The organism is Enterobacter cloacae complex sp. SHL018, assembly GCF_049237905.1.
GTDB classification, from domain to species: Bacteria; Pseudomonadota; Gammaproteobacteria; order Enterobacterales; family Enterobacteriaceae; genus Enterobacter; species Enterobacter hormaechei_C.
Window position 1 is genome coordinate 248,851 of the sequence record NZ_JBMKJE010000002.1, and the last position, 16,033, is coordinate 264,883.

Sequence of the window (16,033 nt, forward strand, 5' to 3'; positions counted from 1 at the left end):
ACGGACAATCGCAACAGCCTGAGGCAAAGTGTAACTAAAGGTTCAGATTGACATTATTCAGACATGACTGGCCGTGTAACGATTACACCGCGAGGGATGTTCTGCTTCACGTTTGCAGAGGACGCTCACCCGCTCCCCTTGAATGCGCGCCGCTTTTCCGCAACACTAGTTAGTGTGTAAACGCTTACCCCAATAAGAAGGTATTGAATGGCGACAATTAAGGATGTGGCTCGTCTGGCCGGTGTTTCCGTCGCGACCGTCTCCCGCGTGATCAACAACTCCCCTAAAGCGAGTGATGCATCGCGCCAGGCCGTGCAGGACGCCATGGAAAACCTGAATTATCACCCTAACGCCAACGCGCGCGCCCTTGCCCAGCAGTCGACAGAAACCATCGGGCTGGTGGTCGGAGATGTATCCGATCCGTTTTTCGGTGCGATGGTCAAAGCCGTAGAACAAGTCTCTTATCACACCGGAAATTTCCTGCTGATTGGTAATGGCTACCACAATGAACAGAAAGAGCGCCAGGCCATTGAGCAGCTGATCCGTCATCGCTGTGCGGCGCTGGTGGTCCATGCAAAAATGATCCCCGACGCCGAGCTGATCCATCTGATGAAACAGATGCCGGGGATGGTGATTATCAACCGTATTATTCCCGGTTTTGAAACCCGCTGCGTGGCGCTCGACGACCGTTACGGCGCATGGCTCGCAACCCGTCATCTGATCCAGCAGGGCCATACCCGAATTGGTTATCTGTGCTCCAACCACCCAATTTCCGATGCGGAAGATCGCCTTCAGGGCTATTACGACGCGCTGCGCGAAGCCGGTCTGCCGTGCAACGATCGTCTTGTGGCGTACGGAGAACCGGATGAGAGTGGCGGCGAGCAGGCGATGACGGAGCTGCTGGGCCGCGGGCGGAATTTCACCGCCGTGGCCAGCTATAACGACTCCATGGCCGCCGGCGCAATGGGCGTGCTGAATGATAACGGGATTGACGTCCCGGCAGAAATTTCGCTGATTGGCTTTGATGATGTGCTGGTGTCGCGCTACGTGCGCCCTCGCCTGACCACCGTGCGCTACCCGATTGTGACCATGGCAACGCAGGCGGCAGAACTGGCGTTAGCGCTGGCCGAGCATCGCCCGCCACCAGAAATTACCCACCTGTTCAGCCCAACCTTAGTGCGCCGTCACTCGGTGGTATCGCCCGCGGAAGCCGTGAGCGAACAGCGATAGAGATGGACGGTTTTATCCGGGTATTCCAGCGCATCGCCGATGTAGTGCCAGCCGTAACGTTCGTAGAAGTCGCGGCAGGCAGACCAGAGATGCAGCTCGTGATACCCGGCGCGTCGCGCGTAGCCGATAACATGCTGCTGAAGTTTTCCCGCCAGCCCGTTTCCCCGGGCGGCTTCATCGACATACAGCGCAGCCAGCCAGGGGTGGAGATCCTGCCGGGAAATTAAATCGCAACGCCATAACCCAACGGTGCCCAGCAGCTGGTCATCCTCAACGGCAATAAAGGTGAGCGGTAACTCGCCCGGCATGAGGCTGTGCTCGACAATGCTCTGGAAAAAGGCACGCGGCATACCTTCACCAAACGCGTTCCAGATCCAGTCGATCACCCGCTGTGTAAACTGCGGCGCAGCGTGAAGCGGCAGTATATTCACACCAGTTTCCCCTGGAAAAGGGGGACCGATTCAAAGAGATAGCCGTCAAAATCGGGCGCGTCTTCGTCTGACAGCTCAAGCAGGCTCTTTTTGACGTTTTCAAGATGCTGGAACATCGCCTGCCACGCCCCCATCACGTCGCGGCGGCGGAGCGCAGCGAGAATGGTTTGCCTGTCGCCGAGCCATTTCAGCCGCCATGCGCGGCTGGCGATGTGGCCATTAAACTGCTGCCACAGCGGGCTGCTGTCCATGTGATGCCAGACGCTTTCAACGGTCGCCAGCAGCATCTGGTTTTGTGTGGCTCCCGCCAGCACCAGGTGGAACATTTTGTTGTTGTCCTGGCTGCGATCGTCGGCGGCAATCGCCCGTTGCTCCTGCTCGATGATGCGGCGCAGGTTGTCGATATCCGCCCGCGTCGCCATTTTTGCGGCAAAGGCGGCAATGTTGCTTTCAAGCAGCTGGCGCGCCTGAAGAATTTCAAACGGACCCACGTCACTGTTCAGAAAACGTTCTTCCTCGTTTTCATGCTCCTCCGGAATGCGCATCACGTACACGCCAGACCCCTGGCGAATATCCACCGTCCCCTGTAGCTCAAGCATCAGCAGCGCCTCGCGCACGATAGTGCGGCTCACGCCATACGTCTCGGCGATGTTGCGCTCCGGCGGCAGACGCGATCCCACGGGATAATGCCCCTGGATAATCTGCGCCCGTAAATCCTCGCCAATCTCCTGGTACTGTTTTTTTTCCGGCAGGATGACAGCCTTATCCACGTTTTCACCTGTGTTTTTCAGTTAATGCGCGGGCCGGACGTCCTCCCGGCCAGTTTGTGCGCTATTTTACCAGAAGGCTTACTTCCATTCATCGTCAACCCTGAGCGTCAGCACACGCTCATCGCGCAGCTGGCGAAACCAGGATGCCGATTTCTTTGCCCGCCGTGCGCGATGGTTTTCAAGGTCGATCTCAATAAGCCCGTAGCGGTTTTTAAACGCGTTCATCGGGGAGACGTTGTCGGTGAAGGCCCACAGCATATAGCCGTGGCAGTTAGCCCCCGCCTCCCGCGCCAGCAGCGTGTAATAAAGATGTTCGCTGAGAAACGCAATGCGGTACGCGTCATCGATAATGCCGTCGCGATTGCGAAATTGCGCTTCGTTCTCCACGCCCATCCCGCTTTCCGCTACAAACCAGTCAATGTTGCGATAGTCATTTTTAATCCGCATCGCCATGTCGTAAATAATGCGCGGGAAGATCTCCCAGCCGCGGGAGGTGTTCATCCTCCGCCCCGGCAGTTCGAACGGCTCGTAGTAGTACGCCGGGTGGAACGGCGTCTCCGGGTGCCAGGCGCGGGACGGGGCTTTGACGCGATGCGGGTAATAGAGGTTAATGCCCAGCTCGTCGACGGTGTTGTCGGCAATCAGCGCCAGCTCGTCAGCCGTGTAATCCCACTGCACCTGATGCTGCGCCAGCAGGGTAAAAAGCGCCTGCGGATAGCGCCCGTGCACCAGCGGGTCAAGAAAGACGCGGTTATAGAACAGATCGTACATCTCTGCCGCCCGCACGTCATGCGGCGCGCGCGAGCGCGGGTAGGTCACCTCCGGGTTGAGAATACAACCCACCGTGCCGTCATACCCTTTCTCGCGAAACAGCTTCACCACTTTCGCCGTCGCCAGCACCTTATGGTGGTTCCACTGCATCCAGGCGCTGGTGTTCTGCTCATAGGGCCAGCGCAGTGCGTCAAGGTAGACGCGCGTCTGGACCACAATCGGCTCGTTGAAGGTAAACCAGCGGGTGACTTTGCCGTGAAAGCGCTCAAACACCTTTTCCGCATAGCGAACGAACAGCTCAACGACGTGCTTCGACGCCCAGCCGCCGTAGGTCTCCAGCAGCACGCCCGGCAATTCGTAGTGTTCCAGGCAGATCATCGGCTCAATGCCCTGACGGTGCATTTCATCGAACAGCGCGTCGTAATAGGCGGCGTACTCTTCATCTACGGTGGCGTTTTCATAGTCGGTCAAAAAGCGCGACCAGTTGATCGAGGTGCGATAGTGCGTCAGTCCCGCCTGCTTCATCAGCGCCACGTCTTCGCGAAAGCGATTGATAAAGTCGGTTGCCACCGCCGGGCCGTAGCCGTTGTGCCAGACGTGACGATCGTTCTTGTACCAGAGATCGATCCACGAATCCTGCCCCGGCTTTTTGCCGCTCCAGCCCTCGGTCTGCCAGGCCGATGCCGCCGCGCCCAGCATAAAATCTGGCGGTATGGTTATCTGTTTTATGCTCATCCTGTCCTCATGCGTTATCGGTGGCTTGTTGCAGTGCGGCCTGCTCTGCGCGGCGTGAGGCGATTTTCACAAACGGCAGATAGATAATCACCGCGGTCACGATGCAGATAAACTGGGTGATCACCGCCCCCATGGAGCCCGCGGTTGACAGCCAGGCGTTGATCAGCGGCGGCGTGGTCCAGGGCACCATCACCACGGCTTTCCCGGCAAATCCGGTCACGGTGGCAAAGTAGCCAATCGAGCCCGTCACCAGCGGCGTGATGATGAACGGGATAGCCAGGATCGGGTTGAGCATGACTGGCATCCCGAAGATCACCGGCTCGTTGATGTTAAAAATACCCGGGCCGATGGAGAGCTTAGCGATCTCCTTCATCTCTTTACGTTTGGTGGCAATCATGACGGCTATCAGCAGGCCGATGGTCAGACCTGAGCCGCCGATGCTCATATAGACGTCCCAGAACGGCATGGTGATGATGTTTGGCACCTCTTTGCCCTGCTCGAACGCGCTCATGTTAACGGTGATTGCCCCCAGCAGCAGCGGCTCGCGGATCGGCTTGATCATCTGGTTGCCGTGAATACCAATCACCCAGAACAGCTGGGCGACAAACATCAGCAGCAGGATCCCCGGCAGGCTTTGCACCACGCGCTCCAGCGGCTGTTGCACCACCTGATAAACCGCGTCGTAGAGATACATACCGGTAATCTGATGAAACACGAAGCCAAAGGTGGCGATGGCGGTGGTGGTGATAATGGCCGGGAGCAACGCAGAGAACGACGCGGCGACGTTCGGCGGCACCGTGTCCGGCATCCTGATTTTCAGCCCCTTGCGGTTTTCCAGCCAGCAGTAAATCTCCACAGACAGGATGGCGATAAACATGCCGAGGAACAGGCTGCGGGTATCCGAGAACTGGCGCAGCAGCACGTCTTTCACCACGTGCATCTCGCCGTCCACCAGCATTTCCACCGTGGTCGGCGTCACGCAGATAAAGCAGATCACCGCCAGCAGGCCGGGGAACAGAGACTTAATGCCGTTAATACGCCCCAGTTCAATGCCGATTAAAAACACCGCGCCGATGTTAAGAAAGTTGAGCGTGGCATAGTTCAGCGCGCTGGTGATCGGCTTTAACGCCGCCAGAAACGACAGCGACTGAAAGCTCGCCAGGCCGTTTTTCGGATCCAGCACCATATTGGAGATCAGTACCGAGAACGCCCCCACAATGATGACCGGCATTAAGGTAATAAACGCAGACTTGATCGCCTGGATATAGCGATAGCTGTTGAAGGTGGTGGCAAAACTGCCCAGAGCGTCGATCAGTTTTTCCTGAAATGCCATAGGGTAATACCTCAGTAAAAGGGCTTTTATTGAATAAGATGGACAGCCGGATACTATTGGTATGCCAAAAATAGCGTCCACAGGCGCTTTATTCTGTGATTAAGCTCTCAATGAGGTAAGAGGTATTCCAGATTGCGATTTATCACCATTTTGGCATGCCAATGACAGGCATTTATCCCGCGGGCGAGGATCGTTACCGAAAAGCGTGATCGTTATGGGGTTTTGCCCTTCCCACGTCGCTTATGCGCCGGATGGTCTGTGTTAAACTGCAAACCATTACGTGGAAACAGGAATTTCGAATGGCAACAATGCTGGATGTCTCACTGCGTGCGGGCGTGTCGAAGGCCACCGTTTCGCGCGTGCTGAACGGCACAGGTCAGGTTAAAGAGAGCACGCGTCAGCAGGTATTTCGCGCGATGGAGGAGCTGGGCTATCGTCCGAACTTTCTCGCGCGTTCGCTGGCTAACCAGACCAGCAACAGCATTGGTCTGGTCGTCTCGACGTTCGACGGTTTTTACTTTGGTCGTTTGCTACAGCAGGCGTCACGGCAGACCGAAAAGCACGGAAAACAGCTGATTGTTACCGACGGTCACGACGCCCCTGAACAGGAAGAACAGGCGGTGCAGATGCTCGCCGATCGCAAGTGCGACGCCATCGTGCTGTATACGCGTTACATGAGCGAAAAGACGATCCTGAAGCTGATCAACAGCGTGCAGACGCCGCTGGTGATCATTAACCGTGAAGTGAGCCAGGCGGCGGATCGCTGCGTGTTCTTTGAACAGCAGGACGCGGCCTTCAAAGCGGTGGATTACCTGATAAGCCAGGGCCACCGGGAGATCGCCTGTATCACCGTCCCGATCCACACGCCAACGGGTAAAGCGCGACTGATGGGCTACCGTAAGGCGCTGGAGAAGCACGGTATTCGTCTCGACGAGCGGCGGATTAAATACGGCGATGCAGGCATGACGCGGGGTTACGAGCTGTGCAAGGAGCTGATTGCGGAAAAGACATCGTTCAGCGCCCTGTTTGCCTGTAACGATGATATGGCCCTGGGCGCCTCCAAAGCATTACACCAGGCCGGGCTGAAGATCCCGCAGGATATTTCGCTGTTTGGTTTTGACGATGCCCCCAGCGCAAAGTGGCTGGAGCCTGCCCTGTCGTCGGTGTATCTGCCGATCGACAACATGATCGTCACGGCGATCGACCAGGCGATCCGGCTGGCAAAAAACCAGCCGGTTGAAGCGATCCCGCCGTTCACCGGCACCCTGGTGTTACGCGATTCGGTGACAACAGGGCCCTGGTTTAATCAGACCAGCTCTAACGCCAGCAGCTCCTGAATGGTCTGGCGACGGCGAATCAGCCGCGCCACGCCGTTATCAAACAATACTTCCGGCAGCAGCGGGCGGCTATTGTAGTTGGAAGACATAGACGCCCCGTACGCGCCAGTATCATGCAGCACCAGATAATCTCCCGGTTTTACCTCTGGCAGCGAACGGGTTTCGACTTTCCCGCCTTCCTGCTGAGTAAAGACGTCACCGGATTCACACAGCGGGCCAGCAACAACGGTCTCGATGCGCGGGGCGTTGACCAGATCGCGGCCATCGGCGGCAAGCGCGGTGATGTGATGATAGCTGCCGTACATGGACGGGCGCATCAGATCGTTGAAGCCAGCATCAATCAGCACAAAGTGACGGCTTCCCATCTCCTTCACGCTCCGCACCTGCGCCACCAGCACGCCAGCTTCGGCGACCAGGAAACGACCCGGCTCAATCTCCAGCTTCACCGCATGACCCAGATGGGCGGCGATGCTGTCACGCGCGGCGCTCCACAGGCCGTAATAGTGATCCGTGTCGATCGCCTCTTCCCCTTCGCGGTAAGGAATCGAAAGCCCTCCCCCGGCGGAGATCGCCTCCAGATCCTGACCAAAATCGATAACCTGACGCACCATGGCGCCACAGACCTGTTCAAGATGGCCATAATCCACGCCGGACCCGATATGCATGTGAATGCCCACCAGCTTGAGGTTGTAGCGTTGTAAAACCTCCAGCGCCGCAGGCATATCGGCATACCAGATCCCGTGCTTGCTGTTTTCGCCCCCGGTGTTGGTTTTCTGACTGTGACCGTGACCAAAGCCCGGGTTGATGCGCAGCCAGACGCGATGGCCAGGAGAGACCTGCCCAAGCTGTTCCAGCATATCCACCGAACCGGCATTGACCGGGATTTGCAGCTCGTGCACGCGCGCCAGCGTGGCGTCGTCAATCAGGTCAGCGGTGAAGACGATCGCGTCGCTGTCGGCTTTCGGATCAAACCCGGCCGCCAGCGCACGTTCGATCTCACCCAGCGATACGGAGTCAACCTTCACGCCCTGCTCGCGCATCAGGCGCAGAATATGAATATTGGAGCAGGCCTTCTGCGCAAAACGCACCACATCAAACTGATGCAGCGCGGCGATCTTCTCGCGGACAATCTGCGCATCGTAGACCCACACCGGGCAGCCGAATTCAGCAGGCAGGCGCAGCAGGTTATCGGCGTTTAAATCGGTCTCAGTCTGGTTGAGTGGGCGTGGCATGGTCGTCTCCGGAAATCTGTTTTTTATCATTACGCCATAGCCTGAAGAGAATAAAAAATATCGTTTTATCTTGAGTCTATGCAAAAATGATATGGACTACGCTCAGCCATCAGGTGCCCTATGCCCGCCGTTAACCTACGCCATATCGAGATTTTTCATGCGGTAATGACCACCGGCAATCTCACTGAAGCCGCGCACATGCTGCACACCTCGCAGCCGACGGTCAGCCGCGAGCTGGCGCGTTTTGAGAAAGTGCTGGGGCTGAAGCTGTTTGAACGCGCCCGCGGCAGGCTGCATCCAACGGTGCAGGGTTTACGCCTGTTTGAGGAGGTTCAGCGCTCCTGGTACGGGCTGGACAGGATCGTGAGCGCGGCAGAGAGCCTGAGGGAGTTCCGCCAGGGCGAGCTGTCCATCGTCTGCCTGCCGGTCTTTTCCCAGTCATTCCTGCCGGTACTGTTACAGCCGTTTCTGGCCCGCTATCCGGAGGTCAGTCTGACCATCGTGCCGCAGGAGTCGCCGCTGCTGGAGGAGTGGCTTTCGGCCCAGCGCCACGATCTGGGTCTGACCGAAACCCTCGTCACGCCAGCGGGAACGGAACGCACGGAGCTGCTGTCGCTGGATGAGGTCTGCGTGCTGCCTGCCAGCCACACGCTTGCCCACAAAGCGGAGCTGACGCCGGCGGATTTTCACGGTGAGAACTATATCAGCCTGTCGCAGACCGACAGCTACCGGCAGCTTCTGGATGGCCTGTTTGCCGAACATCAGGTGAAGCGGCGGATGGTAATGGAAACGCACAGTGCGGCGTCAATTTGCGCGATGGTGCGCGCGGGCGTGGGTATTTCGGTGGTGAACCCGCTCACGGCCATGGACTACGCCAGCAGCGGCGTGGTTCTGCGCCGTTTTAGCGTTTCCGTTCCCTTTACCGTGAGCCTGATCCGCCCGCTGCACCGGCCCGCCTCAGCGCTGGTTGATGCCTTTAGTGAACACCTGATTGCGCACGCGCGTCAGGTGGCGCTTCGCTTACCTGACCTGCAAAAACCACTATGACAGCATGAACTCCACCGCATCCGCGGCATGGATGGCGGCGGTATCGAAGACCGTTATCGGGCTTTGGTCTGCCGGCACCAGCAGGCCAATTTCGGTACAGCCGAAGATAACCCCTTCCGCCCCCTGCTGCGCCAGTTTCTCAATCACGCTGACGTACCATGCGCGCGACGTTTCGCTGAAGGTGCCCAGACACAGCTCATCAAAAATAATCTTGTTAATGCGCGCCCGGTCAGCCTCTTCAGGGATCAGGCTTTCAATCCCGAACTGGCTGTTCAGCCGCCCGCGGTAAAAATCCTGCTCCATGGTGTAGCGCGTCCCCAGCAGCGCCACGCGCGTCATGCCGGCGGCACGTATGGCACGCCCGGTGGCATCCGCGATATGTAAGAATGGCAGCGAACAGCGGTCTTCAATGTGCGACGCCACCTTATGCATGGTGTTGGTACACAGCAGAATACCCTGCGCGCCCGCACGCTCCAGCCCGAGCGCGGCGTCCGCCAGCATCTGCCCGGCTTTGTCCCACTCCCCGCTCGACTGGCAGGCTTCTATTTCATGGAAATCCACGCTGTGCAGCAGCAGGCTAGCCGAATGCAGACCGCCCAGACGCTGTTTGACACCTTCATTAATCAGGCGGTAGTACGGGATCGTTGATTCCCAGCTCATGCCCCCTAACAGACCGATCGTTTTCATCTTTCCTCCTGTGCGTTTCACCCAGTGAAGCAAACTTGTGATCGCCTTTCCAGTTATTTGGCTAAACGTTTCCTTTTCGCCGCGGGTGAGATAAATTAATTGAAACAATGTTTCATTACATAACAGGGCGAAAATATGTTTATTTTCCATAAAGAGACCACGCTTGAGGATCTGGGCAACGGCGTGACGCGTCGTATTCTGGCGCACGACGGCAGGATGATGGCGGTGGAAGTGAATTTCGAGCAAGGCGCGATTGGCCCGATGCATAACCACCCGCATGAGCAGCTCACCTACGTTCTCTCGGGGGAATTTGAGTTCACCATTGGCGAGGAGAAGCATGTGGTGATGGCGGGCGACACCCTTTATAAAGCGCCGCACGTGATGCACGGCTGCGTTTGCCTGAAACCCGGCACCCTGCTGGATACCTTTACGCCGGTTCGCGAAGATTTCCTGCAATAAAAAAAGGCGCTCAGTTGAGCGCCTTTTTTGAAGTTATTCCGTAACCGGCTCAGGAAGTTGTTCCGGCAGCGGGTTGCGAGTGCTCATTGCCTCGCGCAGCAGCACGCTGCCACAGGCGAACAGACCACCCACAATACACGCCAGCAGCACGATCAGGGCTTTGCCCGGGCCATCTTTTTTCACCGGCATAGAAGGTGAAAGCTGGTATTTGAACGGCTCCAGGCTCACATCTTCGAAGGAAAGTTTTTGCAGCTGTGCCAGATAGTATTCGCGGTTCTGGAAATCGGCGTTCAGCTCAGAAACGTCCTTCAGATTTTTTTCAATCTGCAATTTCTGCGCAATCCCGTCCGCACCGAGGGCGACGGAATAATCCGGATCGTCTTTCACCGCCTGTCCATTGCTGTAGACCGGCTTTTTGATCCCCGCCGCGTTCGCCACTTCCAGCGAGTAGTTCAGGCGTTGCAGGTTGGTATTATGGATATTTGTCAGACGGACCCGATCCAGCTCCAGCTGCTGCTGAACCGTTTTGGTTCTCAGGATCAGCTGATCGCGAATGTTTTGCATGGTCTCCTGCTCGACGATGCGGGAGATGTACTGAATGTAACCATTCAACACTTTCTGCGCGTCCTCTGCCGTTGGGGCAGTGAAGCTTAACGTCCAGGAGAGGTACGGTGCTTTATCGGCATTTTTTTCCTGCGTGTTATCAACGGCTTTCATCTTTTCGGCAATATTGACCACCGCGCGGTGCAGCTCCAGCGGGTCAACCTGAGCGCCATCGAGCTGAGCCATCACGTAAGGTGAGCTCTTCATGTACTCTTCAAGCAGAGACTGGGACTGAAACTTTTTAACAAACAGATTAAACACATCCGCACGGGTAATTTTCACGTCGACATCAAGCACCTGGAGCGCCACCATCATCTGGCGTAGCGAACTCCACTGCGTCTGTTCCGCGGGCGTAATGACCGCTTTACTGGTCCATTTTTGCGGTATCAGAAAGGCGATTGCCAGGCCGACCAGTGCAAATGCAAAGACAATGGTGATGATGCGTTTTTTTGCTGCCAGCAGGACGTCCAGCAGACCCAGAAGATCTATTTCTTTAGCGCTGACCGCCGGGGGAGCATAGTGAGGAAAGTTGAGATCCGTATGTTTTTTGAAATCCATCGCTGACATAACTGTTCTTCTTTTAAGGATGCAGTGAAATTCTGCCTGACTGGTTCCGGTGTAACAAATCATACAAGAATGTAAGAATTATCTGAATGACGAATTGGTACATCTGTAGACCTGCTATCAGATCTGGTAGTTAGCCACGCTGCGTGACTATTCTTATTCCCGCTCCCTTTTTGCTTCGTTATCTCTTCCTCATGGCCGGCGGCAAAGCTTCGTGAAAAGTCAAAAATGCCACCTCCCTCACTATATTGAAACAGCGTTTCGACGCCGATCACATTTCCACCATTAAGCGAATGACGCAGAAATAAATCGCAATAATATAAAATAAAACGATGTTTTAGTACCCAAGAACGCCGGTTCAGCTCTTTTGAAACCAGAAGCGCTTACAGCACAAAGAAAGACAAAAAAGCGTTAAAAAACAAACGTAGATTTCGCCGTTGCCAGACGTTGCACCCTGAATTTCAGCTCTCATGCCGCGCATCGCAGGCCTGGGAAAATGTAACAAAGCAGATTTCGTATTAAACCATTGATTGCCAGGTAGGTATGTATGAATGAAAACAAGCTGCTGGGGCTCGCATGGATATCACCCTACATCATCGGGCTGATACTCTTTACGGCATTCCCCTTCGTCTCATCGTTTTTCCTCAGCTTTACGGATTACGATTTGATGAGTCCGCCGGTGTTTAACGGCATTGAAAACTATCGCTACATGTTTACCGAAGACACGCTCTTCTGGAAATCCATGGGCGTGACCTTTGCCTATGTATTTTTAACCATCCCGTTAAAGCTCGCCTTTGCATTAGGAATTGCCTTTGTCCTGAACTTTAAATTACGCGGCATCGGCTTTTTCCGAACGGCCTACTATATTCCGTCGATCCTCGGCAGCTCCGTCGCCATTGCCGTACTGTGGCGCGCCTTATTTGCCATTGATGGTCTGCTGAACAGCTTTATCGGTGTATTTGGCTTTGATCCGGTGAACTGGCTGGGCGAGCCGTCGCTGGCGCTGATGTCCGTTACCCTGCTGCGCGTCTGGCAGTTCGGTTCCGCGATGGTCATCTTCCTGGCCGCGCTGCAAAACGTACCGCAGTCCCAGTATGAAGCGGCAATGATCGATGGCGCATCGAAATGGCAGATGTTCATGAAGGTGACCGTGCCGCTGATTACGCCGGTGATCTTCTTCAACTTCATCATGCAGACCACGCAGGCGTTCCAGGAATTTACCGGGCCGTACGTCATTACCGGCGGCGGGCCAACCTATTCGACCTATCTGTTCTCGCTCTACATCTACGACACCGCGTTCAAGTATTTCGATATGGGCTATGGCGCGGCGCTGGCGTGGATCCTGTTCCTGGTGGTGGCCGTCTTCGCCGGTATCGCCTTTAAGTCGTCGAAATACTGGGTGTTCTACTCCGCCGATAAAGGAGGCAAAAATGGCTGATATTCAACAACTCTCCACGGCAAGAAGCGTCGCCGAACGCGAAGTGGCCCGCACGCTGCGCAGAGAGAAAATCAACGCCTCCGTTCGCTATGTGATCCTGCTGGTTGTCGGCCTGCTGATGCTTTACCCGCTGGTGTGGATGTTCTCCGCGTCGTTCAAACCGAACCACGAGATCTTCACCACACTGAGCCTGTGGCCAGCCCACGCCACCTGGGATGGTTTCGTGAACGGCTGGAAAACCGGGACCGAGTACAACTTCGGCCATTACATGCTGAATACCTTTAAGTATGTGATCCCGAAAGTGATCCTGACCATTATCTCCTCCACCATCGTGGCGTACGGCTTTGCCCGCTTCGAGATCCCGTGGAAGAAGTTCTGGTTCGCCACGCTCATCACCACCATGCTGCTGCCCAGCACCGTGCTGCTGATCCCGCAGTACCTCATGTTCCGTGAAATGGGCATGCTCAACAGCTATATGCCGCTGTACCTGCCGCTGGCCTTCGCCACTCAGGGGTTCTTCGTCTTCATGCTGATCCAGTTCCTGCGCGGCGTCCCGCGTGACATGGAAGAGGCGGCGCAGATTGACGGCTGTAACTCCTTCCAGGTGCTGTGGTACGTGGTGGTACCGATCCTGAAACCGGCCATTATCTCCGTCGCCCTGTTCCAGTTCATGTGGTCCATGAACGACTTTATCGGGCCGCTGATTTACGTCTACAGCGTGGATAAATACCCCATCGCACTGGCGCTGAAAATGTCCATCGACGTCACCGAAGGCGCGCCGTGGAACGAAATTCTGGCAATGGCGAGCATCTCCATTCTGCCATCCATCATTGTCTTCTTCCTGGCACAGCGCTACTTCGTACAGGGCGTCACCAGCAGCGGAATTAAAGGTTAAGAGGGAAATACCATGGCTGAAGTTATTTTCAACAAGCTGGAAAAGGTCTACTCCAACGGCTTTAAAGCGGTACACGCTATCGATCTTAAAATTGCTGAAGGGGAATTCATGGTGATCGTCGGCCCATCCGGCTGCGCCAAATCCACGACCCTGCGCATGCTGGCGGGGCTGGAAACCATCAGCGGCGGCGAGGTGCGCATCGGCGACAAGATCGTGAACAACCTCGCGCCGAAGGAGCGCGGTATTGCAATGGTGTTCCAGAACTACGCCCTCTATCCGCACATGACGGTGCGCGAGAATCTGGCCTTTGGTCTCAAGCTGAGCAAACTGCCGAAAGATCAGATTGAGTCTCAGGTGAATGAAGCCGCCAAAATTCTTGAGCTGGAAGAGCTGCTCGACCGCCTGCCGCGCCAGCTTTCCGGCGGCCAGGCGCAGCGCGTGGCGGTAGGCCGTGCGATTGTGAAAAAACCGGATGTGTTCCTGTTCGATGAGCCGCTTTCAAACCTCGACGCCAAACTGCGCGCTTCGATGCGTATCCGTATTTCTGACCTGCACAAGCAGTTGAAGAAGTCAGGAAAACCGGCGACCACCGTTTACGTGACCCACGACCAGACCGAAGCGATGACCATGGGCGACCGCATCTGCGTGATGAAGCTCGGCCATATCATGCAGGTGGACACGCCGGACAACCTCTACCACAAGCCGAAGAACATGTTCGTGGCGGGCTTTATCGGCGCGCCGGAGATGAATATACGCAAAAGCGTGCTGGTCGAAAAAGCGGGCCAACTGCACATCGCCATTGGCGATGAAACCATGCCGCTGAACGCGGAGAAGCAGGAGAAAGTCGCGGCTTACGCGGGTCAGGAGATCTTCTACGGCGTGCGCCCGGAATTTGTATCGCTCTCTGATGAGCCCTTCCCGGACGGCGGCTGTAGCGGGGAGATGGTGCGCGTGGAGAACATGGGCCACGAATTCTTTGTGTACCTGAAGGTCGCGGACTACGAACTGACCGCCCGAATCCCGTCCGATGAGGCTAAGCCAATGATTGATAAGGGGCTTCATCGTAAGGTGTATTTCACGTTTGAGATGAACAAGTGTCATATTTTTGACGCAAAAACTGAACAGAACCTCTCTCTCTGATGGAGTGATAAAAATGAAAAAAGTGCTTTTAAGCGCAGCAATCTCCGCGACCCTGGGCCTTACCGCTTTGCCATCGATGGCGCAGAATGTGGATTTACGGATGTCCTGGTGGGGCGGCAATGGCCGTCACCAGGTCACTCTGAAAGCGCTGGAAGAGTTCCATAAGCAGAACCCGGACATCAACGTAAAAGCGGAATACACCGGCTGGGACGGTCACCTCTCCCGTCTGACCACCCAGATTGCGGGCGGCACCGAGCCGGACGTGATGCAGACCAACTGGAACTGGCTGCCGATCTTCTCCAAAACCGGTGATGGCTTCTACGATCTGAACAAGATGAAGGACGTGATCGACCTGTCGCAGTTCGATCCCAAAGAGCTGCAAACCACCACCGTGGACGGCAAGCTGAACGGCATTCCGATCTCGGTGACGGCGCGCGTGTTCTACTTCAATGACGAAACCTGGAAAAAAGCGGGTATTGCGTACCCGAAAACCTGGGACGAGCTGATGGCGGCCGGTAAAACCTTCGAGAGCAAGCTCGGCAAGCAATACTATCCGGTGATCCTGGAGCACCAGGATACGCTGGCGCTGCTGAATTCGTACATGATCCAGAAGTACAACATTCCTGCGGTGGATGAGAAAACCAAAAAGTTCAGCTACACAAAGGAACAGTGGGTGGAGTTTTTCCAGACCTACAAAAAGCTGATCGACAGCCACGTCATGCCGGACACCAAATACTATGCCTCGTTCGGTAAGAGCAACATGTATGAGATGAAGCCGTGGATCCAGGGTGAATGGGGCGGCACCTACATGTGGAACTCCACCATCAACAAATATTCCGACAACCTGAAGCCACCGGCGAAACTGGAGCTGGGCAGCTACCCAATGCTGCCGGGCGCCACCGACGCGGGTCTGTTCTTCAAACCGGCGCAGATGCTGTCGATTGGTAAGACGACCAAAAACCCGGAAGCGGCAGCGAAGCTGATTAACTTCCTGCTCAACAGCAAAGAAGGGGTCGATACGCTGGGTCTTGAGCGCGGCGTGCCGTTGAGCAAAGTGGCGGTGCAGTATCTGACCGAAGACGGCACCATTAAAGAGGACGATCCATCCGTGGCGGGCCTGCGCCTGGCGCAGTCGCTGCCGGCGAAACTCACCGTCTCGCCATACTTTGACGACCCACAGATTGTGGCGCAGTTCGGTACTTCTTTGCAGTATATCGACTACGGGCAGAAAACCGTGGAAGAGACGGCCGCTGACTTCCAGCGTCAGGCGGAGCGTATTTTGAGACGTGCGATGCGGTAAACACAAAGCCGGGTGGCGGCTACGCCTTACCCGGCCTACAGGCTATCGTAGGCCCGGTAAG

The 16,033-nt window shown here is 56.0% G+C and carries 15 protein-coding genes; 8 read left to right on the top strand and 7 right to left on the bottom strand.

The window, feature by feature from the left end:
- Positions 1 to 207: 207 nt before the first annotated feature.
- Positions 208 to 1,230, top strand: coding sequence for an HTH-type transcriptional regulator GalR (gene galR / locus ACOTY5_RS10960; protein WP_003862806.1), 1,023 nt, complete (start codon positions 208 to 210; stop codon positions 1,228 to 1,230).
- Here galR and ACOTY5_RS10965 read toward each other — a convergent pair.
- From ACOTY5_RS10965 to ACOTY5_RS10980, 4 genes are all read right to left on the bottom strand, one after another.
- Positions 1,185 to 1,661 (bottom strand): GNAT family N-acetyltransferase, encoded by a 477-nt coding sequence (locus ACOTY5_RS10965; RefSeq protein WP_045141968.1) that lies wholly within the window; start codon positions 1,659 to 1,661, stop codon positions 1,185 to 1,187. The genes galR and ACOTY5_RS10965 overlap by 46 nt on opposite strands.
- Complete coding sequence (locus ACOTY5_RS10970; RefSeq protein WP_003862809.1) at positions 1,658 to 2,431, bottom strand: GntR family transcriptional regulator; 774 nt, start codon at positions 2,429 to 2,431, stop codon at positions 1,658 to 1,660. Before ACOTY5_RS10970 ends, ACOTY5_RS10965 begins: the two co-directional genes overlap by 4 nt.
- Before the next feature lie 78 nt (positions 2,432 to 2,509).
- Positions 2,510 to 3,937 (bottom strand): glycoside hydrolase family 1 protein, encoded by a 1,428-nt coding sequence (locus ACOTY5_RS10975; RefSeq protein ID WP_045141967.1) that lies wholly within the window; start codon positions 3,935 to 3,937, stop codon positions 2,510 to 2,512.
- Between the two features lie 7 nt (positions 3,938 to 3,944).
- A complete protein-coding gene (locus ACOTY5_RS10980) occupies positions 3,945 to 5,270 on the bottom strand; it encodes a PTS sugar transporter subunit IIC (protein ID WP_045141966.1) in 1,326 nt (441 codons plus the stop codon).
- 299 nt (positions 5,271 to 5,569) lie between these two features.
- Between ACOTY5_RS10980 and ACOTY5_RS10985 the strand changes: the two genes are divergently transcribed.
- Positions 5,570 to 6,607 (top strand): LacI family DNA-binding transcriptional regulator, encoded by a 1,038-nt coding sequence (locus ACOTY5_RS10985; RefSeq protein ID WP_003862814.1) that lies wholly within the window; start codon positions 5,570 to 5,572, stop codon positions 6,605 to 6,607.
- Here ACOTY5_RS10985 and lysA read toward each other — a convergent pair.
- Entirely contained in the window at positions 6,577 to 7,839 is a 1,263-nt protein-coding gene (lysA, locus tag ACOTY5_RS10990; RefSeq protein ID WP_017692727.1) for a diaminopimelate decarboxylase, read from the bottom strand. The genes ACOTY5_RS10985 and lysA overlap by 31 nt on opposite strands.
- A 120-nt stretch (positions 7,840 to 7,959) precedes the next feature.
- Here lysA and ACOTY5_RS10995 point away from each other — a divergent pair, with 120 nt between their 5' ends.
- The gene (locus ACOTY5_RS10995) at positions 7,960 to 8,886 is read left to right on the top strand and encodes a LysR family transcriptional regulator (protein WP_045141965.1); all 927 of its coding nucleotides are present in this window, start codon (positions 7,960 to 7,962) and stop codon (positions 8,884 to 8,886) included.
- Here the strand turns inward: ACOTY5_RS10995 and ACOTY5_RS11000 are convergent.
- The gene (locus ACOTY5_RS11000; protein ID WP_045141964.1) at positions 8,881 to 9,573 is read right to left on the bottom strand and encodes an aspartate/glutamate racemase; all 693 of its coding nucleotides are present in this window, start codon (positions 9,571 to 9,573) and stop codon (positions 8,881 to 8,883) included. The two genes, ACOTY5_RS10995 and ACOTY5_RS11000, sit on opposite strands and share 6 nt — an antisense overlap.
- A 135-nt stretch (positions 9,574 to 9,708) precedes the next feature.
- Between ACOTY5_RS11000 and ACOTY5_RS11005 the strand changes: the two genes are divergently transcribed.
- Positions 9,709 to 10,032, top strand: a complete 324-nt coding sequence (locus ACOTY5_RS11005) for a cupin domain-containing protein (RefSeq protein ID WP_045141963.1) — start codon at positions 9,709 to 9,711, stop codon at positions 10,030 to 10,032.
- A 33-nt stretch (positions 10,033 to 10,065) separates the two neighbouring features.
- Here ACOTY5_RS11005 and wzz(fepE) read toward each other — a convergent pair whose 3' ends face one another.
- Positions 10,066 to 11,202: an LPS O-antigen length regulator Wzz(fepE) gene (gene wzz(fepE), locus ACOTY5_RS11010; protein ID WP_045141962.1), complete on the bottom strand. Its 1,137-nt coding sequence runs from the start codon at positions 11,200 to 11,202 to the stop codon at positions 10,066 to 10,068.
- A 544-nt stretch (positions 11,203 to 11,746) separates the two neighbouring features.
- On the opposite strand from wzz(fepE), the gene ACOTY5_RS11015 reads away from it, so the two are divergent.
- From ACOTY5_RS11015 to ACOTY5_RS11030, 4 genes are read left to right on the top strand one after another with little or no spacing between them, the layout of a single operon-like run.
- Positions 11,747 to 12,637, top strand: coding sequence for a carbohydrate ABC transporter permease (locus tag ACOTY5_RS11015; protein ID WP_003862825.1), 891 nt, complete (start codon positions 11,747 to 11,749; stop codon positions 12,635 to 12,637).
- On the top strand, positions 12,630 to 13,532 hold the full coding sequence (locus ACOTY5_RS11020; protein WP_017692724.1) for a carbohydrate ABC transporter permease: 903 nt from the start codon (positions 12,630 to 12,632) through the stop codon (positions 13,530 to 13,532). The genes ACOTY5_RS11015 and ACOTY5_RS11020 overlap by 8 nt, the downstream gene beginning before the upstream one ends.
- Before the next feature lie 12 nt (positions 13,533 to 13,544).
- Positions 13,545 to 14,672: an ABC transporter ATP-binding protein gene (locus ACOTY5_RS11025; RefSeq protein ID WP_017382861.1), complete on the top strand. Its 1,128-nt coding sequence runs from the start codon at positions 13,545 to 13,547 to the stop codon at positions 14,670 to 14,672.
- A gap of 13 nt (positions 14,673 to 14,685) precedes the next feature.
- Complete coding sequence (locus ACOTY5_RS11030; RefSeq protein ID WP_017382862.1) at positions 14,686 to 15,972, top strand: ABC transporter substrate-binding protein; 1,287 nt, start codon at positions 14,686 to 14,688, stop codon at positions 15,970 to 15,972.
- Positions 15,973 to 16,033 lie beyond the last annotated feature (61 nt).